The 23497-nt window shown below is 66.4% G+C and carries 15 protein-coding genes, 1 tRNA gene and 1 pseudogene; 9 read left to right on the top strand and 8 right to left on the bottom strand.

Translation table 11 applies throughout. From position 1 onward, the window contains the following. The first annotated feature begins 41 nt into the window (after nt 1-41). Entirely contained in the window at nt 42-851 is an 810-nt protein-coding gene (locus JYG37_RS12965) for an IclR family transcriptional regulator (protein ID WP_050013008.1), read from the top strand. A 126-nt stretch (nt 852-977) separates the two neighbouring features. Here the strand turns inward: JYG37_RS12965 and pbpG are convergent, their stop codons facing one another. Next, nucleotides 978-2144, bottom strand: a complete 1167-nt coding sequence (pbpG, locus tag JYG37_RS12970) for a D-alanyl-D-alanine endopeptidase (RefSeq protein WP_213345454.1) — start codon at nt 2142-2144, stop codon at nt 978-980. A 232-nt stretch (nt 2145-2376) separates the two neighbouring features. After that, a complete protein-coding gene (locus JYG37_RS34980) occupies nt 2377-2511 on the bottom strand; it encodes a hypothetical protein (RefSeq protein ID WP_260435469.1) in 135 nt (44 codons plus the stop codon). 287 nt (nt 2512-2798) lie between these two features. On the opposite strand from JYG37_RS34980, the gene JYG37_RS12975 reads away from it, so the two are divergent. Then, nucleotides 2799-3365 carry a phasin family protein gene (locus JYG37_RS12975; protein ID WP_034188948.1) on the top strand — a complete coding sequence of 189 codons (567 nt, stop codon included), beginning with the start codon at nt 2799-2801 and terminating at the stop codon, nt 3363-3365. Between the two features lie 199 nt (nt 3366-3564). Here the strand turns inward: JYG37_RS12975 and lpdA are convergent, their stop codons facing one another. The 3 genes and pseudogenes from lpdA to aceE all read right to left on the bottom strand — a co-directional run bounded on the left by lpdA (nt 3565) and on the right by aceE (nt 10052). Beyond that, on the bottom strand, nt 3565-5349 hold the full coding sequence (gene lpdA, locus JYG37_RS12980; RefSeq protein ID WP_089488596.1) for a dihydrolipoyl dehydrogenase: 1785 nt from the start codon (nt 5347-5349) through the stop codon (nt 3565-3567). A gap of 284 nt (nt 5350-5633) precedes the next feature. Further along, nucleotides 5634-7287, bottom strand: a pseudogene (aceF, locus tag JYG37_RS12985) (dihydrolipoyllysine-residue acetyltransferase). Between the two features lie 68 nt (nt 7288-7355). Then, the gene (gene aceE / locus JYG37_RS12990) at nt 7356-10052 is read right to left on the bottom strand and encodes a pyruvate dehydrogenase (acetyl-transferring), homodimeric type (protein ID WP_050013012.1); all 2697 of its coding nucleotides are present in this window, start codon (nt 10050-10052) and stop codon (nt 7356-7358) included. Nucleotides 10053-10325: 273 nt separating this feature from the next. Here aceE and fixL point away from each other — a divergent pair, with 273 nt between their 5' ends. The 4 genes from fixL to JYG37_RS13010 all read left to right on the top strand — a co-directional run bounded on the left by fixL (nt 10326) and on the right by JYG37_RS13010 (nt 16949). Then, nucleotides 10326-12842, top strand: a complete 2517-nt coding sequence (gene fixL, locus JYG37_RS12995) for an oxygen sensor histidine kinase FixL (protein ID WP_050013013.1) — start codon at nt 10326-10328, stop codon at nt 12840-12842. Further along, nucleotides 12839-13477 (top strand): oxygen response regulator transcription factor FixJ, encoded by a 639-nt coding sequence (gene fixJ, locus JYG37_RS13000; protein WP_006493245.1) that lies wholly within the window; start codon nt 12839-12841, stop codon nt 13475-13477. The genes fixL and fixJ overlap by 4 nt, the downstream gene beginning before the upstream one ends. A 251-nt stretch (nt 13478-13728) precedes the next feature. Continuing rightward, on the top strand, nt 13729-14589 hold the full coding sequence (folD, locus tag JYG37_RS13005) for a bifunctional methylenetetrahydrofolate dehydrogenase/methenyltetrahydrofolate cyclohydrolase FolD (protein ID WP_050013014.1): 861 nt from the start codon (nt 13729-13731) through the stop codon (nt 14587-14589). Nucleotides 14590-14861: 272 nt separating this feature from the next. Beyond that, nucleotides 14862-16949, top strand: a complete 2088-nt coding sequence (locus tag JYG37_RS13010) for a M3 family metallopeptidase (RefSeq protein ID WP_213345456.1) — start codon at nt 14862-14864, stop codon at nt 16947-16949. Between the two features lie 66 nt (nt 16950-17015). Here JYG37_RS13010 and dinB read toward each other — a convergent pair whose 3' ends face one another. Beyond that, complete coding sequence (dinB, locus tag JYG37_RS13015; protein WP_213345458.1) at nt 17016-18191, bottom strand: DNA polymerase IV; 1176 nt, start codon at nt 18189-18191, stop codon at nt 17016-17018. A 165-nt stretch (nt 18192-18356) separates the two neighbouring features. Here dinB and JYG37_RS13020 point away from each other — a divergent pair, with 165 nt between their 5' ends. Together JYG37_RS13020 and JYG37_RS13025 are read left to right on the top strand one after the other, a co-directional pair. Further along, nucleotides 18357-19049 (top strand): aspartate/glutamate racemase family protein, encoded by a 693-nt coding sequence (locus JYG37_RS13020; protein ID WP_213345459.1) that lies wholly within the window; start codon nt 18357-18359, stop codon nt 19047-19049. A gap of 295 nt (nt 19050-19344) precedes the next feature. Next, nucleotides 19345-20148: a DUF3472 domain-containing protein gene (locus JYG37_RS13025; RefSeq protein WP_213345460.1), complete on the top strand. Its 804-nt coding sequence runs from the start codon at nt 19345-19347 to the stop codon at nt 20146-20148. A 99-nt stretch (nt 20149-20247) separates the two neighbouring features. Here the strand turns inward: JYG37_RS13025 and JYG37_RS13030 are convergent. Continuing rightward, nucleotides 20248-20324 (bottom strand) — tRNA-Met (locus JYG37_RS13030). Between the two features lie 182 nt (nt 20325-20506). Between JYG37_RS13030 and xth the strand changes: the two genes are divergently transcribed. After that, a complete protein-coding gene (gene xth, locus JYG37_RS13035; RefSeq protein WP_089488600.1) occupies nt 20507-21283 on the top strand; it encodes an exodeoxyribonuclease III in 777 nt (258 codons plus the stop codon). Nucleotides 21284-21335: 52 nt separating this feature from the next. Here the strand turns inward: xth and JYG37_RS13040 are convergent, their stop codons facing one another. Further along, nucleotides 21336-23444 (bottom strand): prolyl oligopeptidase family serine peptidase, encoded by a 2109-nt coding sequence (locus JYG37_RS13040; RefSeq protein ID WP_213345461.1) that lies wholly within the window; start codon nt 23442-23444, stop codon nt 21336-21338. Nucleotides 23445-23497 lie beyond the last annotated feature (53 nt).

A 23497-nucleotide genomic window follows, 5' to 3' on the forward strand; every position in this document is an offset into this window, starting at 1 on the left:
ATCCAACACCGCTTGACGCGTCAACCGATTCCTCCCCCGACATGAGCCAACCCACCCCGGATTCAAAAACGTCGATCCAGGTGATCGAACGCATGATGCGGTTGCTGGACGCGCTCGCCGCGCACAGCGACCCCGTCAGCCTGAAGGAACTTGCGCAGCGCACGGAGTTGCACCCGTCGACCGCGCACCGCATCCTCAACGACATGGTGACCTGCCGCCTCGTCGACCGCTCCGATCCCGGCACCTACCGCCTCGGCATGCGGTTGCTCGAGCTCGGCAATCTCGTGAAGGCGCGCCTGTCGGTGCGCGACGCGGCGCTGATGCCGATGCGCGAGCTGCACCGCCTCACCGGGCAGACCGTGAACCTGTCGGTGCGCCAGGGCGACGAGATCGTCTATATCGAGCGCGCGTATTCGGAGCGCTCGGGAATGCAGGTCGTCCGCGCGATCGGCGGCCGCGCGCCGCTGCACCTCACGTCGGTCGGCAAGCTGTTCCTCGCGGCCGACGAAACGTCGCGCGTGCGTGCGTATGCGACGCGCACGGGGCTGTCCGGCCATACGCAGAACAGCATCACCGATATCGCGAAGCTCGAGCGCGAGCTGACGATCGTCCGCCAGCAATCGTGCGCGCGCGACAATGAAGAACTCGAACTCGGCGTGCGCTGCATCGCGGCCGGCATCTACGACGATTCGGGCAAGCTCGTCGCGGGCCTGTCGCTGTCGGCGCCGGCCGACCGGCTGCAGGACGCGTGGCTCGGCCAGTTGAGCCGGACGGCGCTCACCATCTCGGAATCGCTCGGCTACCGGCCGGCGCCCGCGAAGGACGTGGACGGGCTGCAGCGGCAGGCGTAAGCCGCGCCGGCGGCCAGGTTCCTTCCGGCGCCGGCGCCGGTTTCGCCAGACAAAAAAAGCCCCGCGATTGCGGGGCTTTTGCGTTGCGGCGACCGGTACGGTACGGCGGCGAACCGCCGCGCGCGATCAGGTGCCGCCGCTCGGCGTGTTGGCCGCCGTCAGGCGCTCGCCGCCGCCGGCATCGAGCCAGTTGCGCAGGCGCGAGGCATCGGCGAAACGCGAGTACTTGCCGAACGAATCGAGCAGCACCATGACCATCGGCCGGCCGTGAATCGTGGCCTGCATCACGAGGCATTCGCCCGCTTCGTTGATGAAGCCCGTCTTCTGCAGGCCGATGTCCCACGAGCCGTTGCCGCGGATCAGCGCGTTGGTGCTGTTGTAGACGAGGTTGCGCTTGCCCGTGTACACCTCGTAGGTGCGATCAGTCGAGAACTGGCGGATCATCGGGTACTGGTACGCCGCATTGACCATCTTCACGAGATCGCGCGCGCTCGACACGTTCGAGCTCGACAGGCCGGTCGAATTCTCGAAATGCGTATCGGTCATGCCGAGCGACTTCGCCTTCGCGTTCATCGCTGCGATGAACGCCGGACGACCGCCCGGATAGTAGCGCGACAGCGCGGCGGCCGCGCGGTTTTCCGACGCCATCAGCGCGATGTGCAGCATGTCCTCGCGCGACAGCACCGAGCCGACCGACAGGCGCGAGCCCGTGCCCTTCTCGTAGTCGCGGTCTTCGTCGGTGACTTCGAGCTGATCGGTCATCGGCGACTTCGAGTCGAGCACGACCATGGCCGTCATCAGCTTCGAGATCGACGCGATCGGCACGACCGCGTGCGAATTCTTGTCGAACAGCGCCTCGCCGGAATTCTGGTCGACGACGTACGCGACGCTCGAGCGCAGCGCGAGCGCGTCGGGCGTGTCGTGCAGGCCGAACGCCTGGCCGACCGTCGGACGGCGCGGCTGGAACGCGACCTTGCGCACCGCGCCGCGATGGCCGCCATGCAGGTTGTTCGCCGCGAGCGTCACGCGCTTACGCGACGCTTTCGCGCGCGGCGCATCGGCGTCGGCGACCTTGGCGGATTTGTCGGAGGTCGCCCGGGCCGACTTCTTCTTCGCTGACGAAGCAGGAGCGACGGCCTTTTTCTTGGCGGCTTGGGTCTTCGCAGTGGCGGCGAAGGCGTCGGCAGGCGTGACGGACGCGGTGGTCGCGAGCAACGCGACTGCGACCGACACAGCGGTGCCGAGCGTCATGCTCTGCAACAATCTGCGCGGTGAAAACGATTCGGCTTTCATTGGGGTCTGGACAAAGCGGGCGGGAGGTTTCCGCAAGTGTAGTTAAAGCTGAAAAAAAGAGCAATATTAGGCACTTACCGATCGTCTTTAAACCGGAATGTAAGAGTCGGCCAACCTCCGGCCAATCGACCCTTCCGTTCCCATCGAAAAAATCGATGGGACGCACTGCCCGACAGCGCCCGTCTCCCGATTACCACGCGGTTAATTGAGATAACGTCACTTCGGCGGCAATTTAAAGCGGGGAAAGTACGTATCCGATGCTCGGCGTGCCCAGGGCGCCGGTCTCGGCCGTGACGGCGGCACGTCGCCACGGCACGCGCATCGAAACGGCGCGTTTTTCGACAGGAACAGAAGGATAACGTTCCATGGGCCTGTCAGGTTTACCTGTGCGTGATCATGGTGCGGCGCGTTTTCCCCGGCGCCGTGCGCACCATGTGGGAACACGCATGAAACCGATTCCGCACGGGTGCGATAACTCGTTGTTTTATCGATAATTTGTCGCGATTGTGCAACGCACAAAAAGTGCTTGACATCCGTGCTCTCTGCCCTAAAATAGGCCTCATTGCTGCGTTGCACAAAGCACGCGGCGCCGAAGTTCCCCAGCGTAGTGCCCTTTATCCTGCGATCGACGCGATCGCTTTTCAGGAGCCTGACATGTCCTTGCTGACCCCCGAGCAAATCGCCGCCGCCCAAAAAGCCAACCTCGAAAGCCTGTTCGGTCTGACGACCAAGGCGTTCGAAGGCGTCGAAAAGCTGATCGAACTCAACCTGCAAGTCGTGAAGTCGACGCTGGCCGAAGGCCAGGAAAACGCGCAGCGTCTGCTGTCGGTGAAGGACGCGCAGGAACTGATCGCGCTGCAAGCGAGCCTGTCGCAGCCGGTCGCGGAAAAGGTGCTGTCGTACGGCCGTCACCTGTACGAAATCGCATCGTCGACGCAAGCCGAGTTCGCGAAGGTCGCCGAAGCGCAATTCGACGAGCAGAACAAGAAGGTCCAGGCACTCGTCGACAACGTCGCGAAGAACGCCCCGGCCGGTTCGGAAACGGCTGTCGCCGCACTGAAGTCGGCGCTGAACGCTGCGAACACCACGTACGAAACGGTTCAGAAGGCCACGAAGCAAGCGGTGGAAATCGCTGAAACGAACTTCAACGCCGCTGCTGCCGTCGCAACGAAGGCTGCAACCGCCGCTGCCGCACGTCGTTCGAGCAAGCCGGCCGCGTAAGCGTCCCCTGCTCCTGAAAGAGCCGCGCCCAGCGCGGCTTTTTCGTTTCTGGCGCCGGAATGTGCCGGGCGGGCGGCCAACTGCCCGCCACCATCGAGCCTGTCGCGCGCCACGCAAAACAAAACGCCGCCGTCCGGTTTGCCCGGGCGGCGGCGTTTTCGTGGCCGGCGCGTGGCCGGCCATGCCGGTCGCGTTACTGTTACTTCTTGCGTTGCGGCGGCAGGTCCGTACAGACGCCTTCGTACAGCTCGGCGGCCATGCCGACCGATTCGCCGAGCGTCGGGTGCGGGTGGATCGTCTTGCCGATGTCTTCCGCGTCCGCGCCCATCTCGACCGCGAGGCACACTTCGCTGATCAGGTCGCCCGCGTTCAGGCCGACGATCGCACCGCCGATCACGCGATGGGTTTCCTCGTCGAAGATCAGCTTCGTGAAGCCTTCGTCGCGACCGTTCGCGATTGCGCGGCCCGAAGCGGCCCACGGGAACACGGCCTTGCCGTACTTGATGCCTTCGGCCTTGCACTGGTCCTCGGTCTTGCCGGCCCACGCCACTTCCGGATCGGTGTAGGCCACCGACGGGATCTGCAGTGCGTCGAAGTACGCCTTTTCGCCGTGCGCGGCTTCCGCGGCGACGTGGCCTTCATGCACGGCCTTGTGCGCGAGCATCGGCTGGCCGACGATATCGCCGATCGCGAAGATGTGCGGGACGTTCGTGCGCATCTGCTTGTCGACGTCGATGAAGCCGCGATCCGTGACCGCGACGCCGGCCTTGTCGGCACCGATCTTCTTGCCGTTCGGGCTGCGGCCCACCGCGACGAGCACGAGGTCGTAGCGCTGCGCTTCCGCCGGCGCCTTTTCGCCCTCGAACTTCACGTAGATGCCGTCTTCCTTCGCTTCCGCGCCGACCGTCTTGGTCTTCAGCATCACGTTGCCGAAGCGCTTCGCGTTGTACTTTTCCCAGACCTTCACGAGATCGCGGTCGGCGCCCATCATCAGGCCGTCCATCATTTCGACGACGTCGATCTCGGCGCCGAGCGTCGAGTAGACCGTCGCCATTTCGAGGCCGATGATGCCGCCGCCGATCACGAGCATGCGCTTGGGCAGCTGGCGCAGTTCGAGCGCGCCCGTCGAATCGACGACGCGCGGGTCTTCCGGCATGAACGGCAGCTTCACGGCCTGCGAGCCCGCGGCGATGATCGCCTGCTTGAACTTGACGACCTTCTTGCCGTTTTCGCCCTGCACTTCCATGTGGAACGGATCGACGAACGCGCCGACGCCGGTGACCACTTCGACCTTGCGCGCCTTCGCCATGCCGGCGAGGCCGGTCGTCAGTTTCTTGACGACGCCGCCCTTGAAGTCGCGCAGCTTGTCGAGATCGACTTGCGGCTTGCCGAACGTGATGCCGTGCGACGCGAGCGCCGCGGCTTCCTCGACGACGAGCGACGTATGCAGCAGCGCCTTCGACGGGATGCAGCCGACGTTCAGGCAGACGCCGCCGAGCGTCGAATAGCGTTCGACGAGTACGGTCTTCATGCCGAGGTCGGCGGCGCGGAATGCGGCCGAGTAGCCGCCGGGGCCGGCGCCGAGCACGAGCATGTCGCACTCGATGTCGGCGGCGCCGCTGTAGCTGCCGGCTTGCGGCGCGGGCGCGGGTGCCGGCGCGGGTGCCGGCGCGGCTGCGGCCGGAGCCGGTGCGGCGGCTGCGGGCTTCGGCGCTTCGGGCGCTTTCGCGGAAGCGGCTGCGCCTGCCGACGCTTCGACGATGGCGATGACGGTGCCCTGCGAGACTTTCTCGCCGGCTTTGACCTTGACTTCCTTGACGGTGCCGGCGACGTCGCTGGGCACTTCCATGGAGGCTTTATCGGATTCGAGCGTGATGAGCGTTTGCTCTTTTTCGATCACGTCGCCGGGTTTGACGTTGACTTCGATGACATCGACGCCGCTGAAATCGCCGATATCCGGAACCTTGACTTCGATGAGACTCATGACTGTCCCCTTCTTGAATAGCTGCAGAGAGAGAGGGAGGGACCGGCGGAAAGACGGAACCTGACGACATGCGGCCTGACAAGAGCACGCGACGTTGGGCAGGACCACCTTTGCCGTCCGCCCAAGGACGCGCCTTTCTTTTGGTCACTTTTCTTTGGAAGACAAAGAAAAGTGACCGCCGCCCCGCGCAGGGGCGACGCTAGCAGACCGTTGGCAAAACAGGTTCAACGACAAGAGCGTGGAGAACAGACACGAAACCACGCCCCCGCGAGCCCCTCATCTCATCAAAGAATGATGCGACGGAAATCCCCGAGCAACGCGCCGAGATACGCATTGAACCGCGCGGCTTCGGCGCCATCGATGACACGATGGTCATACGACAGCGACAACGGCAGCATGAGCCGCGGCACGAACTGCTTGCCGTCCCACACCGGCTTCATCTGCCCGCGCGACAACCCGAGGATCGCCACTTCCGGCGCGTTGATGATCGGCGTGAAGTTTGTCCCGCCGATCCCGCCGAGCGACGAGATCGAGAAGCAGCCGCCCTGCATCTGGTCCGGCTTCAGCTTGCCTTCGCGCGCGGCCTTCGACAGGTCGCTCATTTCCTTCGCGATGTCGACGAGGCCCTTCTTGTCCGCATCGCGGATCACCGGCACGACGAGGCCGTTCGGCGTATCGGCCGCGAAACCGACGTGGAAGTACTGCTTGAACACGAGGTTGTCGCCGTCGAGGCTCGCGTTGAAGGTCGGGAATTTCTTCAGCGCGGCGACGACCGCCTTGATCACGAACGCGAGCATCGTGAACTTCACGCCCGCCTTTTCGTGTTCCTTGTTCAGCTGGACGCGCAGCGCTTCGAGCTCGGTGATGTCCGCTTCGTCGTTGTTCGTGACGTGCGGGATCATCACCCAGTTGCGATGCAGGTTCGCGCCCGAGATCTTCTTGATGCGCGACAGCGGCTTCGCCTCGAACGGGCCGAACTTCGAGAAGTCGACCTTCGGCCAGGGCAGCAGGTTCAGCTCGCCGCCGCCTGCCGGCGCGGCTGCCGCGGCCGGCGCCGCGCGCTGGCCCGTCATCACGCCCTTCACGAAGCCCGTCACGTCTTCCTTCGTAATGCGGCCCTTCGGCCCCGAGCCCTGCACGCGCGCGACTTCGACGCCGAGTTCGCGTGCGAACTTGCGGACCGACGGCGATGCGTGGCTCGCGCGATATTCGCCCGACGGCGCGGCGGCCGGAGCCGGAGCCGGAGCCGGAGCGGCGGCGGCCGGTGCCGGCGCAGCCTTCGCGGGTGCCGGTGCGGCGGCGGGCCGGGGCGGCCGCGGCCGGCGCCGGCGCGCTGGCCTGCGGTGCGGCTGCAGCCGGTGCGCCTGCGGCTTCGAGCAGCACGATCAGCGTGCCTTCCGACACCGAATCGCCCACCTTGACCAAGATGCCCTTCACGACGCCGGCGGCCGGGCTCGGCACGTCCATCGTCGCCTTGTCCGACTCGAGCGTGACGAGCGACTGTTCCTTCTCGACCGTGTCGCCGACCTTCACGCCGATCTCGATCACCGGGACATCCTTGTAGTCGCCGATGTCGGGCACCTTCACTTCGAGCGTGCCGCCGGACGCGGCCGGTGCGGCAGCGGGCGCGGCGGCGGCCGGTGCCGGCGCTGCTGCGGGAGCGGGAGCCGCGGCCGCGCCATTCGCCTGCGCGCCTGCGCCGCCTTCGAGCAGGATGATCAACGAGCCTTCCGACACGGAATCGCCGACCTTGACCTTGATTTCCTTCACGACGCCGCCGACCGGGCTCGGCACATCCATCGTCGCCTTGTCGGACTCGAGCGTGACGAGCGACTGCTCGGGCTCGACCGTGTCGCCGACCTTCACGCCGATCTCGATGACCGGCACGTCCTTGTAATCGCCGATATCCGGCACCTTCACTTCGATCGCTTGACTCATCTGTTTCTGTCTCCATGGCCGCGCGCGCTCCTCGCGGGAGCGGCGCGCGGCATCACACGGCGTGTGCGTTAAACGGTCATCGGGTTGGGCTTGGACGGATCGAGGTTGTACTTGGCGATCGCGTCCGCGACCACCTTGCGCTCGATCGTGCCTTCGTCGGCCAGCGCGTTGAGCGCGGCGACGGTGACCCAGTGACGGTCGACTTCGAAGAAGTGACGCAGCTTCTCGCGGGTGTCCGAACGACCGAAGCCGTCGGTGCCCAGCACGACGAAGCGGCGATCGATCTGGCCGCGGATCTGGTCGACCAGCGCACGGACGTAGTCGGTCGAAGCGATGACCGGGCCCTGCGTGTCCTTCAGGCACTTCTGCACGTGCGACAGGCGACGCTCCTCGGTCGGATGGAGCAGGTTCCAGCGCTCGACCTGATGGCCTTCGCGCGCGAGTTCGGTGAAGCTCGGCACGCTCCACAGGTCGGCGGCGACGCCCCAGTCGTTCTTCAGCAGGTCGGCGGCGGCGATCACTTCGTTGAAGATCGTGCCCGCGCCGAGCAGCTGGACGCGCGGCGCCTTCTTGTCGGCGTCGGCCTTCCTGAACGCGTACATGCCCTTGATGATGTCGGCCGCCACGTGCTCGCCCTGCGGAATCGCCGGGTGCTCGTAGTTCTCGTTCATCACCGTGATGTAGTAGTACACGTCTTCCTGGTCCTGCACCATGCGGCGCAGGCCGTCCTGGACGATCACCGCGAGTTCATAACCGAACGTCGGGTCGTAGCTCACGCAGTTCGGCACCGATGCCGCCCACAGCAGCGAGTGGCCGTCTTCGTGCTGCAGGCCTTCGCCGTTCAGCGTCGTACGGCCCGCGGTGCCGCCCAGCAGGAAGCCGCGCGAACGCATGTCGCCCGCGGCCCACGCGAGGTCGCCGATGCGCTGGAAGCCGAACATCGAATAGAAGATGTAGAACGGCACCATGATCTCGCCGTGCGTCGAATACGACGTCGCCGCCGCGATCCAGTCGCACATGCCGCCCGCTTCGTTGATGCCTTCCTGCAGGATCTGGCCGGTCTGCGATTCCTTGTAGAACATCAGCTGGTCGGAATCTTCCGGCACGTACTTCTGGCCTTCCTGGTTCCAGATGCCGATCTGGCGGAACAGGCCTTCCATGCCGAACGTACGCGATTCGTCCGGGACGATCGGCACGACGCGCTTGCCGAGCGCCTTGTCCTTCAGCAGGATGTTCAGGATCCGCACGAACGCCATCGTCGTCGAGATCTCGCGGCCTTCGCCCGTGCCCTTCAGGAGCGGCTCGAACGCGTCGAGCGCCGGCACCGGCAGCGACGTCGCCTTCTCGCGGCGGTGCGGCAGGTAGCCGCCGAGGTCCATGCGCTTCTGGCGCATGTATTCGAGTTCCTTCGAGCCTTCCTCGAACTTCAGATACGGCACGTCGGCGATCTGCTCGTCGGTGATCGGCAGGCGGAACTGGTCACGGAACTTCTTCAGTTGCTCGACCGGCAGCTTCTTCTGCTGGTGCGTGATGTTCATCGCCTGGCCCGACTCGCCCATCCCGTAGCCCTTGATGGTCTTCGCGAGGATGACGGTCGGCGCGCCCTTCGTGTTGGTCGCTTCGTGGAACGCCGCGTAGATCTTGTGCGGATCGTGACCGCCACGGTTCAGCGCCCAGATGTCGTCGTCCGACCAGTCGGCGACGAGCGCCTTCAGTTCAGGCGTGTTGAAGAAGTGCTCGCGGACGTACGCGCCCGACTCCGACTTGTACGTCTGGTATTCGCCGTCGACGCATTCCATCATCCGGCGCATCAGCGCGCCCGACTTGTCGCGCGCGAACAGCGCATCCCAGCGGCTGCCCCAGATGACCTTGATCACGTTCCAGCCGGCGCCGCGGAATTCCGATTCGAGTTCCTGGATGATCTTGCCGTTGCCGCGCACCGGGCCGTCGAGACGCTGCAGGTTGCAGTTGATCACGAACACGAGGTTGTCGAGCTTCTCGCGGCTCGCCATGCCGATCGCGCCGAGCGATTCCGGCTCGTCCGTCTCGCCGTCGCCGAGGAACGCCCACACCTTGCGGCCTTCCGTCTTCGCGATGCCGCGCGATTCCAGGTACTTCATGAAGCGTGCCTGGTAGATCGCCATGATCGGGCCGAGACCCATCGACACGGTCGGGAACTGCCAGAAGTCCGGCATCAGCCACGGGTGCGGGTACGACGAAATGCCCTTGCCGTCCACTTCCTGACGGAAATTGTCGAGCTGCTCTTCCTTCAGGCGGCCGAGCAGGAACGCGCGCGAGTACACGCCCGGCGACGAGTGGCCCTGCACGAACACGAGATCGCCGCCATGCTGGTCGGACGCCGCGTGCCAGAAATGGTTGTAGCCGACGTCGTAGAGCGTCGCGGCCGACGCGAACGATGCGATGTGGCCGCCGACGTTCGTGTCCTTGCCCGCGCGCAGCACCATCGCCAGCGCGTTCCAGCGCGTGTACGAACGGATGCGGTGCTCGATGTCCTGGTCGCCCGGAATCTTCGCCTGTGCTTCGAGCGGAATCGTGTTGATGTACGGGGTATTGGCGGAGAACGGCAGGTGTTCGCCGTGCATGCGGGCGAATTCGATCTGCTTTTCGATCAGGTAATGCGCGCGGCCGGTGCCCACGGAGGAGATCACGCCATCGAGCGACTCCAGCCACTCGACGGTTTCTTGCGGGTCGTCGTCACGTTCGGCGGCGACATACTTCATCACTTCGTTCGGTACAGCGGACATTCTCGTCTCCTGGGTCCTGGAATGTGAGGATCGCTCTCGTGCAGACGACGCGGCGCGGCCGGCTGCGGGCAAGCTCCGACGGATTGTAATGAGCGTGGACGGGCCTGCGCAACAAAATTTTCGAATCGTGAGATCTTTTCTCATGATGCGAAATATTGCTGCGCTGCACCCATATTTCGGGGCTCCGCGGCCCGTCTCGTCGGAACAAAACCGTTTCCGTTCAACATATCCGGTATCGGTTTTCCATGTATTGCGCTGCGCTACAATCCTGCCATGTTGACCGATCGGCTTTTCGCACGCTCGGCGCGACCGCCGGGCCCGCCGGCGGAGTCGCAGCCGTCCCGTTGGCACCACGGACCGTGGTGGTCCAATTCCTATTTGCTGACGCCGCTGCTGTCGATCCTGGTGTTCCTCGTCGTGATGAGCCTCATCCTGTGGAGCCTCAACCGGCGCGAACAGCAGCAGCAGGAAGACACCCTGTTTCGCAACGTCGCGTGGGCCCAGCAGCAGATCCGCCTGTCGATGACGGGCGCGCAGGAACAACTGCAGGCGCTGTCGCGCGACCTCGCGTCCGGCCGCCTCGATCAGAACGCGTTCCAGATGGCGGTCGCGGACGTGATGCAGACGCATCCGGAAATCCTCTACCTGAACTGGTACACGGCGCCGGGCGTGCAGCGCTGGCCGGCCGTGCATCCACCGCTGCTCGGCCAACGGCTCGCGAAGCCCGGCGACGCGCAGATGCAGGACGCGGTGCGCGGCGCGTACGACGAGGCGCGCAGCACGCGCCGCCAGGCGTATTCGCCGCTGATCTACGACGAGTTCGGCAACGGCTTCATCACGTTGCAGACGCCGGTAATGCGCGGCGACCGCGAATATCTCGGCTCGCTCGCCGCGGTGTTCTCGGTCGAAGGGATCCTGAAGCACGACATTCCGCAGGAGCTGTCGTCGAAGTACAAGATCTCGATCACCGACTCGAACAACCGCGAGCTGTCGTCCACGTCGACGCGCCCGCGACTGCCGCGCGACTCGCACTACGATCTCCCGCTCGACCCGCCCGGCCAAGGGCTGACGGTGCGCGTGTACGCGTTCCCGCAGCTCACGAACCTGACCAACAACACGCTCGTGTGGCTCGTCGCCGGGCTGTCGTGCTTCGTGCTATGGAGCCTCTGGAGCCTGTGGAAGCACACGCGCCAGCGCTTCGAGGCGCAGCAGGCGCTGTACGCTGAGGCGTTCTTCCGCCGCGCGATGGAAAACTCGGTGCTGATCGGCATGCGCGTGCTCGACATGCACGGCCGCATCACGCACGTGAACCCCGCGTTCTGCCGGATGACGGGCTGGGACGAGACCGATCTCGTCGGCAAGGTCGCGCCGTTCCCGTATTGGCCGCGCGACGCGTACCCGGAAATGCAGCGCCAGCTCGACATGACGCTGCGCGGCAAGGCGCCGAGTTCGGGCTTCGAGCTGCGCGTGCGGCGCAAGAACGGCACGCTGTTCCATGCGCGCCTGTACGTGTCGCCGCTGATCGACAGTTCGGGCCGCCAGACCGGCTGGATGTCGTCGATGACCGACATCACCGAGCCGAAGCGCGCGCGCGAAGAGCTCGCGGCCGCGCACGAACGCTTCACGACGGTGCTCGAAAGCCTCGACGCCGCGGTGTCGGTGCTCGCCGCCGACGAAGCCGAGCTGCTGTTCGCGAACCGCTACTACCGCCACCTGTTCGGCATCCGTCCGGACGGCCATCTGGAGCTGTCGGGCGGCGGCTTCGACCGCGCGCAGGCGTCGTCCGACTCGATCGACATGGTCGACGCGTTCGCGGGCCTGCCGGCCGCCGCGCTGACAAGCAGCACGGCGGACGCGCAGGAGGTGTACGTCGAGAGCATCCAGAAGTGGTTCGAGGTGCGCCGCCAGTACATCCAGTGGGTGGACGGCCACCTCGCGCAGATGCAGATCGCGACCGACATCACGACCCGCAAGAAGGCGCAGGAACTCGCGCACCAGCAGGAAGAAAAGCTGCAGTTCACGAGCCGATTGATGACGATGGGCGAAATGGCGTCGTCGATTGCTCACGAATTGAATCAGCCGCTCGCCGCGATCAACAACTACTGTTCGGGCACGCTCGCGCTCGTCAAGAGCGGCCGCGGCACGCCCGAGACGCTGCAGCCGGCGCTGGAGAAGACCGCGCAGCAGGCGCTGCGCGCGGGGATGATCGTCAAGCGGATCCGCGAATTCGTGAAGCGCAGCGAGCCGAAGCGCCAGCCGGCGCGGGTCGCGGACATCGTCGCCGACGCGGTCGGGCTCGCCGAAATCGAGGCCAGGAAGCGCAGAATCCGGATCGTCACGGAAATCCTCGCAAGAATGCCTATTATTTATGTCGACCCCGTGTTGATCGAGCAGGTGCTCGTGAACCTGATGAAGAACGCAGCCGAGGCGATGGCCGACGTGAAACCGGCGTCGGTGGACGGCGTGATCCGCGTCGTCGCCGACATCGATGCGGGCTTCGTCGACATCCGTGTGATCGACCAGGGCCCGGGCGTCGACGAAGCGACCGCCGAGCGCCTGTTCGAACCGTTTTACAGCACCAAGTCCGATGGCATGGGCATGGGGCTGAACATCTGCCGTTCGATCATCGAATCGCATCGGGGGCGTCTGTGGGTGGTCAACAACGTCGAGCCGGACGGCCGCATTTCCGGCGCGACGTTCCACTGCAGCCTGCCCATTGGGGAACCCGCTGATCTCGGCCAAGGGGGGCGCGAGGCATCGGCATCACATACCGTTACGGGAGAACTATGAATAGCCCTGTCACCACCACTCAGGAAACCGTCTTTGTCGTCGACGACGACGAGGCCGTACGGGACTCGCTGCGCTGGCTGCTGGAGGCGAACGGCTATCGCGTGCAATGCTTCTCGAGCGCCGAGCAGTTCCTCGATGCGTACCAGCCGGCGCAGCAGGCCGGCCAGATCGCGTGCCTGATCCTCGACGTGCGGATGTCGGGCATGAGCGGCCTCGAATTGCAGGAACGCCTGATCGCCGACAATGCCGCGCTGCCGATCATCTTCGTCACCGGCCACGGCGACGTGCCGATGGCCGTGTCGACGATGAAAAAGGGTGCGATGGACTTTATCGAGAAACCGTTCGACGAAGCCGAGCTGCGCAAGCTCGTCGAGCGGATGCTCGACAAGGCCCGAAGCGAAAGCAAGAGCGTCCAGGAGCAGCGCGCCGCGAGCGAACGCCTGTCGAAGCTGACCGCGCGCGAGCAGCAGGTGCTCGAACGGATCATCGCGGGCCGCCTGAACAAGCAGATCGCCGACGATCTCGGCATCAGCATCAAGACGGTCGAGGCGCACCGCGCGAACATCATGGAAAAGCTCAACGTCAACACGGTGGCCGACCTGCTGCGCCTCGCGCTGTCGAAGAAACAGGCCTGAGCGGGTGCTCCGGCCGCGGCGGCACGGCCCGCCCCGGCTGCCCGGCCCGCAACCGGCGTTTGCCGCCCCGCGCGATGCGGCCCACTCGCGCGGCGGCGGCCGTTCCTCCCGGCGCACGCGCGCCGCGGCCATGACGCTTCCCGTTGATTCGCTGTCGGACGGCAGCAGGCGAACGGTATAATTACGTGCTTTGCTACGGCGCTTCGGGCGCCGTACGCCCGCATTCCAACTTCCCGGCAGGACCCACCACCATGACAGCCCTCCTCATCGACGGCAACGCCCTTTCGAAGACCTTGCGCGCCCAGGCCGCCGAACGCGCCGCCGCGCTGACCGCGCGCGGCCACCAGCCCGGTCTCGCGGTGATCCTCGTCGGCGCGAACCCGGCGAGCGAAGTCTACGTGCGCAACAAGATCAAGGCGTGCGAGGACAACGGTTTCTTCTCGCTGAAGGATGCGTACCCGGCCACGCTGTCGGAAGCCGACCTGCTCGCGCGCATCGACGCGCTGAACCGCGACCCGAAGATCCACGGCATCCTCGTCCAGCTGCCGCTGCCCGCGCATATCGACAGCCACAAGGTGATCGAGGCGATCGCGCCGGAAAAGGACGTCGACGGCTTTCACGTCGCGAACGCGGGCGCGCTGATGACCGGCAAGCCGCTGTTCCGCCCGTGCACGCCGTACGGCGTGATGAAGATGTTCGAAGCGCACGGCATCGCGCTGCAAGGCGCGAACGCGGTCGTGATCGGCCGCTCGAACATCGTCGGCAAGCCGATGGCGATGATGCTGCTCGACGCCGGCGCGACCGTGACGATCTGCCACAGCAAGACGCGCGACCTCGCCGCACATACGCGCCAGGCCGACATCGTGGTCGCGGCGGTCGGCAAGCGCAACATCCTGACCGCCGACATGGTGAAGCCGGGCGCGACGGTGATCGACGTCGGCATGAACCGCGACGACGCGGGCAAGCTGTGCGGCGACGTCGATTTCGCGGGCGTGAAGGAAGTCGCCGGCTACATCACGCCGGTGCCGGGCGGCGTCGGCCCGATGACGATCACGATGCTGCTGATCAACACGATCGAATCCGCCGAACGCGCGGCGGCCTCCGCAGCCTGACACTGCCTTTGCCCGGCCGGCGCGCGGTTCAGCGCGCCGGCGCCTCGCCAGCCGCCATCGCGCGGCTGCACCTCGCCGGCCGCATCTCGCCGGCCGCACCTCTCCGGCCGCACCTCGCCGGCCGCCCGCATCCGACCCTGCGTCAATCGCGTCATTAGAAACTAACGATTGGAAAGCGCACGATGCGCCCCAATAATGTCGGTATCGGGCGCCGCTTCGTCGCGCCTCACCCTTTTCACCCCGGTTCATCCGGCAACAGACAGGGAGTCTTAATGTCCGCCAGCGCCAACACCAATCCGCTCCTCGACTTCTCCGGCCTGCCCCGTTTCGGCGAGATCCGCCCGGAACACGTGACGCCCGCGCTCGATACGCTGCTCGATGCCGCCAGCCGCGCGGTCGAAACGGCGAGCGCGAGCGACACGCCGTCGACCTGGGCCGCCGTCGTCGAGACGGTCGAGCGAGCCACGGAGCCGCTCGGCCGCGCATGGGGCATCGTCGGCCACCTGAATGCGGTCGCCGACACGCCCGAACTGCGGGCTGCCTACGGTGAAAACCTGCCGCGCGTGACCGAGTTCTGGTCGAGCGTCGGCCAGAATCTCGCGCTGTACGAAAAGTACAAGGCGATCGCCGCGAGCGCCGAATACGCGACGCTGTCCGCCGAGCGCAAGAAGATCCTCGACAATGCGCTGCGCGACTTCCGCCTGTCGGGCGCCGAGCTGCCCGAGGACCAGAAGCCGCGCTTCGCGGAATTGCAGGAACAGCAGGCCGCGCTGTCGAAGGCGTTCTCCGATCACGTGCTCGACGCGACCAATGCGTACGCGTACTTCGCGAAGGACGAAGCCGAGCTGGCCGGCCTGCCCGGCGACGCGATCGAGGCCGCCCGCGAAGCCGCGCAGAAGGACGGCAAGGAAGGCTGGAAATTCACGCTGCATTTCCCGTCGTACTTCCCGGTGCTGCAGTACGCGGACAACCGCGCGCTGCGCGAGACGCTCTACCGCGCGTATGCGACGCGCGCGTCGGAGCTCGGCCCGCAGTACGGCGACGGCAAGGCCGAATGGGACAACACGGCGATCGTCGCCGACGCGCTGAAGCTGCGCCGCGAAGAGGCGCAGATGCTCGGCTACCGCAACTTCGCCGAAGTGTCGCTCGCGCCGAAAATGGCCGAATCGCCGCAGCAGGTGATCGCGTTCCTCGAGGATCTCGCGACGCGCGCCCGCCCGCACGCGGACAAGGACTGGGACGAACTGCGCACGTTCGCCGCGAATGCGCTCGGCCTGACCGAACTCGCGCCGTGGGACGTCGCGTACGCGGCCGAAAAGCTTCGCCAGCAGCGCTATGCGTTCTCGGAAAACGAGGTCAAGCAGTACTTCCCGGAGCCGGCCGCGCTGAAGGGCCTCTTCACCGTCACCGAAACGCTGTTCGGCGTGCAGATCAAGCCGGACGACGCGCCGGTATGGCACAAGGACGTGCGCTTCTTCCGCGTCGAGAACCGCGACGGCTCGCTCGTCGCGCAGTTCTATCTCGACCTGTACGCGCGCGAAGGCAAGCGCGGCGGCGCGTGGATGGACGACGCGCGTTCGCGCGCGAAGCGCGGCAGCGACGTGCAGACGCCCGTCGCGTACCTGACCTGCAACTTCTCCGCGCCGGTCGGCGGCAAGCCCGCGTGCTTCACGCACGACGAGGTCATCACGCTGTTCCATGAATTCGGCCACGGGTTGCACCACATGCTCACGCGCGTCGACGAGCTCGGCGTGTCGGGCATCAACGGCGTCGAATGGGATGCGGTCGAACTGCCGTCGCAGTTCATGGAGAACTTCTGCTGGGAATGGGACGTGCTGTCGTCGATGTCGTCGCATGTCGATACGGGCGCCGCGCTGCCGCGCGCGCTGTTCGACAAGATGATCGCCGCGAAGAACTTCCAGAGCGGGCTCGGTACGCTGCGCCAGATCGTGTTCTCGATGTTCGACATGCTGCTGCACGTCGATTTCGACCCGGCCGGCGCCACCGGCGTGACCGCGTTCGCGCGCGAGATCAACGAGCGCTATCACGTGATCCCGCAGGCGGCGTTCTCGCGCTGGCCGAACACGTTCAGCCATATCTTCGCGGGCGGCTACGCGGCCGGCTACTACAGCTACAAGTGGGCCGAGGTGCTGTCGGCCGACGCGTACGCGGCGTTCGAGGAAGCGGCCGCCACCAGCGGCAGCGTGCTCGACGCGGCAACCGGCACGCGCTATCGCCGCGAAATCCTCGAGGTCGGCGGCAGCCGTCCGGCGATGGAGTCGTTCAAGGCGTTCCGCGGCCGCGAACCGCAGATCGATGCGCTGCTGCGCCACAACGGGATGGCCGCGTCCGCGCACTGAGCGCGCCGCCCGGCCCTTCCGGCTGTTCCGGCTGCATCGACAGGCACCGCTTCGGCGGTGCTTTTTTCATGGCGCGGGCGTGTCGTCGCCCGCTTCGTCGTCGAACAGCAGGAATTGCCCGTGGCGCTCGGCCGTGTCCTCGTCGATACGCACGCCGACGCCGAGCAGCCGCACCGGCTGCGCGCGCCGCAACAACCCCTTCGCGAGCAGCGTGACGGCCGTCTCGGCATTCGTCGCGTCGGCCACGCACTCGACCGTCGTACGCTGGAAATCGGCGAAGCGGATCTTCACGTACAGCTTGCGGATCGACCGCGCGGCGCCGGCGCGCTCGATCCGCGCGTCGAGTTGCACGACGAGGCGTCGGATTTCGTCCGCGCATTGCTCGAGCGTCGTCAGGTCGGTCACGTAGGTCGTCTCGACGCTGACCGACTTGCGCTCCTGGTCGGCCTGCACGGGCCGCTCGTCGATCCCGCGCGACAGTTCGTACAGCCGCCGCCCGAACGCGCCGAACTCGCGGTGCAGGTCGATCAGCGGCCAGTCGCGCAGCTGCGCGCAGGTCTGGATGCCGAGCCGGTCGAGCCGCGTGGCCGTCACCTTGCCGACCCCGTGCAGCTTGCGCACCGGCAGCGCCGCGACGAACGCGTCGATCTCGTGCGGCCGCACGACGAACAGCCCGTCGGGCTTGTTCCAGTCGGACGCGATCTTCGCGATGAACTTGTTCGGTGCGACGCCCGCCGACACGGTCACGCCGACCGTATCGCACACCCGCTCGCGGATCTCGCGCGCGATCAGCGTCGCGCTGCCCTGGCAACGCTCCGACCCGCTGACATCGAGGTACGCCTCGTCGAGCGACAGCGGCTCGACGTCCGGCGTGTAGTCGCGATAGATCGCCATGATCTGCCGCGACGCCGCGCGATACTTGTCCATCGCGGACGGCAGGATCAGCAGGTCCGGGCACTTGCGCATCGCCAGCGCCGACGACATCGCCGAATGCACGCCGTAGCGCCGCGCCTCGTAGTTGCAGGTCGCGATCACGCCGCGCTGGTCGGGCCGGCCGCCGACCGCGAGCGGCCGGTTGCGCAGCGACGGGTCGTCGCGCATCTCGACCGACGCGTAGAAGCAGTCGCAATCGCAGTGGATGATCTTGCGCATGCGCGGTGGCGCGTCGCCGGGCGGCGGCGCGGGCGGATCGGCAGGCGGGATGGTGGTCGGGCTCACGGTGCCGATACTGTACAAAAACACAGTGCCGGTTTCAACTGCCGCGTATGACCCGAGTCGGTCGCCCGCCGCCGGCCACCCACACCCGGCTGCGCCGTACCGGCCCGGTTTGCACGGATCGTACCGGCCGGGCACGCGCAGCGGCGCCTATACTCGTCTGCCGCGATACACGAAACGCAGGGGTGTCAGATGAAGACGATCGGACTGATCGGCGGCATGAGCTGGGAATCGTCGGCCGAGTACTACCGGATGATCAACCGGCACTCGAAGGCATTGCACGGCGGCCATCACAACGCGAAGAGCGTGCTGGTCACGGTCGACTTCGCCGAGATCGAAGCGCTGCAGCGCACGCACGACTGGGCGGCGCTCGGCGAACGGATGGCCGACGCCGCGCGGCAGCTCGAAGCGGCCGGCGCCGATCTCGTCGTCCTGACGACCAATACGATGCATCGCGTGCACGACGCGATCGAAGCCGCGGTGACGCTGCCGTTCCTGCACATCGCCGACCCGACCGGCAGCGCGCTGCGCGATGCGGGCGTCGAGCGCGTCGCCCTGCTCGGCACGCGCTACACGATGGAGCTGCCGTTCTATGCGGAGCGGTTGCGCGAGAAATTCGGGCTCGACGTGCTGACGCCGGACGAACGCGGGCGCGACGACGTGCACCGGATCATCTACGACGAGCTGTGCCACGGTGTGATCTCGGCGGAATCGCGCGTGACGTACGTGTCGGTCATCGACGAACTGGCAAAACGCGGCGCGCAGGCCGTGATCCTCGGCTGCACGGAAATTACGCTGCTGATCGGCGCGGACGATTCGCCGCTGCCGGTATTCGATACGACCGCGCTGCATGCGAAGGCGGCCGTCGAGTGGGCGGCGCGCTGAACGACGCACGCCGGCGCTGAACGACAATCGCCGCCTGAAGGTATCGCCGCATTGTTCCGTGCGGCGGGATTCACTCTCCCGGCGGGCGCGTCGCCGCGCGCCCGACTCCGTGCTCTCGCCCGTCATACGGGCCCGGCGCGCACGGCCCGCGAAGCACCCACCCCGCTTCACGCGGGCGCGCCGACGCACTGGTTATTCATTGGTAATAAAGTGACTGCAAATTGGTACACGCGCAGCGGCGCCGCAAACGACGCTGCGCGTCGCGCTCTCTTTTTCACCAACGGGAAACAGGAACATGAAAAAACTCAGCACCGCAATCGGCGCGCTGCTCGCCGTGTCGGCCACGCTCAGTGCGCACGCCGACCCCAACATCACCGCATCGGTGGCCTCGACGCCCCGGGACGGCTTCGATCGCATGACGTGGGAGATCACGCCCGAGGTCGTGCCGACCCAGGTCAACGCGAGTTACTACTGGGCCAACCAGTTGTCGTCGCAACATGGCGGCCACGCGATCTACACCGGTATCCAGCCACGCACGCAAAGCAGCAACGTGGTGATCTTCAGCGCGTTCGGCACCGGCACGACGCCGCTGTCGGCGAATTGCCGCGGCGGCGCCGACGGCGGCTCCGGCACCTCGTGCTCGATCGCCTACCCGTGGAAAACGGGCCACGCCTACCGGTTGCAGGTCACCGTGACGCAGGGTAATCGCAGCGACGGGCGCTCGACCGTCGACGGCTTCATCACCGACGTCGCCACCGGCGCGACGACGCCGACCGGCAGCATTGCCCTGCCGGCCGACTGGGGCGGCCTGTCGAGTTCGGCTTATCTGTTCGACGAGTACTTTCCGTTCAACGCCGCGTCGAGGGACCCGATGCAGCGGCCATGCGTGCCGTATGCGCGCTACATGACGTCGCTGCCGCATTTCTATCTGAAGGACGTCGACTACCCGACGACCGAACGGTCGATCCGGCTGAATACGGGCCAGGACAAGTGCGCGGCGCTGTCGGGCACGCCGAACGCGCGGGCCACGCTGGTCAACACGACCACCTATCTGCTCGAGAACGGCTTCTTGCCCGGGAGCCCGGGCGCACCGAAATAACGAAGACGGACGCGAAAAACAAAAAACCCGGCACGGAGCCGGGTTTTTCGTAGACGAAGTGCGCATCGGTCAATTGCGCGGCACATCGCCTGGTGTGCTTGGTTGCGGGGACAGGATTTGAACCTGTGACCTTCGGGTTATGAGCCCGACGAGCTGCCAGACTGCTCCACCCCGCGTCAGAGAAATAAATTATAGGGTGAGGAAGTACTCACGTCAATACTTTTGTCACAATTTCTGCTTCCGTTGCCCAAGCGGCGATGCGTGACACATGCGCGAGCCCGCATGACGCACGCGTTCGCACCCCATGCTCGCGGTAAGATGGCGGCCTTCGCATTCACGCCGCATGCACCCCCCGTTCATGAAAATCGCCACCTGGAACGTCAACTCGCTCAACGTCCGCAAACAGCACGTGCTCGACTGGCTCGCGCAAAGCGGCGCCGACGTACTGTGCCTGCAGGAACTGAAGCTGCCGGACGAGAAATTCCCGCGCGCCGATCTCGAGGCGGCCGGCTACCGCAGTTGGTTCACCGGCCAGAAGACCTACAACGGCGTCGCGATCCTCGTGCGCGACACGCTCGCCGTCGACGAATCGGACGTCGTGCGCAACATCCCCGGCTTCGAGGATTCGCAGCAGCGCGTGATCGCCGCGACGGTCGACGGCGTGCGCATCGTGTCCGCGTATTTTCCGAACGGCCAGGCGCTCGACTCCGACAAGTTCGTCTACAAGATGCAGTGGCTCGACGCGCTGCAGGCGTGGCTGCGCACCGAGCTGCAGCGCTACCCGAAGCTCGCGCTGCTCGGCGACTACAACATCGCGCCGGAAGACCGCGACGTGCACGATCCCGCGAAATGGGAAGGCCAGAATCTCGTGTCGCCGCAGGAGCGCGCGCATTTCACGCAGTTGATCGAACTCGGCTTCGTCGATGCGTTCCGTCGCTTCGAACAGCCCGAGAAAACCTTCACGTGGTGGGACTACCGGATGATGGCGTTCCGCCGCAACGCGGGGCTGCGCATCGATCACATCCTGCTGTCGCCGGCGCTCGCGGCGACCTGCGCGTCGTGCGAGGTCGATCGCGTGCCGCGCACGTGGGAACAGCCGTCCGACCACACGCCGGTCGTCGCGGTCGTCGGCTGATCGTTCAGGGCCTGTTCACGCCGATAACAGGCCCCAGGCCGCCCGCGCGCGATCAGCGCCGCGCGGGCGCCGGCCCGAGATGGGCCCACAGAAAGCCGAATTCGGCTGCGTCGGCTTCCGCGCGTTCGAGATCGTCGGCGCTGCCGTGGCCGCCGTCGGTGTTCTCCCAGTACCACACCCGTTCGTGACCGAGCGCCTGCATGCGTGCGGCCATCTTGCGCGCATGCGCGGGATGCACGCGGTCGTCGCGCGTCGACGTCGTCAGCAACAACGGCGGATATGCGACGCCTTCGCGCACGCGGTGATATGGCGAATACGCGGCCAGCGCCGCGCCTTCGCGCGGATCGTCCGGGTCGCCGTATTCGTCGAGCCATGCGGCGCCCGCGTGCAGCTTCGGATAGCGCTGCATGTCGAGCAGCGGCACGCGGCACAGCACTGCGCCGAACAGTTCCGGACGTTGCATCATGCACGCGGCGACCAGCAGCCCGCCGTTGCTGCCGCCCTCGATCCCGAGCTGCGCGGCGTGCGTCACGCCGGTCGCGACGAGATCCTCGGCGACCGCGAGGAAATCGTCGAACGAACGCTGCCGGTGTTCGCGCTGCGCGTCGACATGCCAGCGCGGCCCGAATTCGCCGCCGCCCCGGATGTGCGCGAACGCCATCACGCCGCCGCGTTCGAGCCAGCCGATGCCGAACGCATCGCTGTAGCCCGGCAGGTTCGGAATCGCGAAGCCGCCGTAGCCTGACAGCAGGCACGGCCGCGCGACACGCGCCCTGCCTTCCGGTGCATCGAGGGCATCGCGCGGACCGATCAACGTGTACGGCACCACCGTGCCGTCGCGCGAACGCGCGCTCGCGCGGCGGACGACGAGCCCGGCCGCATCGAACTGCACCGGCGGCCGGTCGAGCAGCACGCGGCGCGACGGCGCATCGTCCGCGCGATCGGCAAGATCGGCCAGCCAGCATTCGGGCGGATCGAGATAGGTGTCGACGTCGACGTACACCTCGTCGTTCAGCGTCGACTCGACGGGTTCGACGTCGATCTGCGCGTCGCCCGGCCAGTCGAACGGCCGCGCGTCCCACGTCCATGACCCGTCTTCTGCATGCTTCGGCTGCCACAGCATCGTGCGGTTGTGCACGTCGTCGAGCCAGCTCGCGATCAGCATCGTGCGCGTGTGCGTCCACGTACAGGCGGACGTCGTCGGGCGCGGCGCGAACAACGTCGTGAATTCGCGCGCACCGGCGAGGAACGCCTGCTCGCGGATCGCGAGCAGCGAGCCGCCCGCGTGGCGCACGCCGTTGCAGTCCCAGTCGAGGCGCGGCTCCAGCACGAGCCAGCCTTCCCAGAACCCGACCTCGACATGCGTCGGCACGTCGTAGCGCGCCCATTCGCCTGCGTCGGTCAGCCGGTACGCGTGCGCGTCGAAGAAGTCGACGCTGCGCCACGCGACGTGGCGGCGGTCGATCGGGTCGTACCATGCGCCGGCGCTGATGTCGTCCGGCTCGCCGCTGAACACGACGGGCGCATCGGCGAGCGCGGTGCCGCGTACCCAGCGCCGCGCTTCATACGGATAACCGGCCGCGGTCGCATGCGCTTCGCCGCGATCCCAGCTCACGTACACGGTGTCGCGGTCGATCCAGCCGACCGTGTGATGGCCCGGCGCGTCGATCGTGAACCCGCCGTCGACGAACCGCCGCTCGACGAGATCGAATTCGCGCACGACGACCGCGTCGGCGCCGCCCGGCGACAGCGACAGCAGCACGCGATCGCCGTCCGGATACAGGATCGCGTCCTGCTCGAACACCCACGATTCGCCCTCTTCGGCGCCGAGCGCGTCGACGTCGAGCAGCGTTTCCCACGCCGGCTGGCCGGCCCGCCAGTCGGCCCAGCGCGTGCGGCGCCACAGTCCCTTTGGATGGAGATCGTCCTGCCACAGGTCGTATGCCCAGTCGCGCCAGCGGGTCGGAATCACCGGGCGTTCGCGCGGCAGATACGCTTTCGCGAGACGCGCGGTCAACGCACGATATTCATCGTCGTCGCGCAGCGCGGCGCGCGTGCGCGCATTCTGCTCGTCGACCCACGTGCGGGCGCGCTTGCTGTCGAGTGCTTCGAGGAAACGGAACGGGTCGGCCCCGGCGGGCCAGCGGAAGGAGTCGGACATGGAGGATCGGCGGGATGGCAAACGGCGTGCAAACCGCGATTATGTCCGATCGC

The sequence above is a fragment of the Burkholderia sp. LAS2 genome (assembly GCF_018417615.1).
In the GTDB taxonomy this organism is placed as follows: Bacteria; Pseudomonadota; Gammaproteobacteria; order Burkholderiales; family Burkholderiaceae; genus Burkholderia; species Burkholderia sola.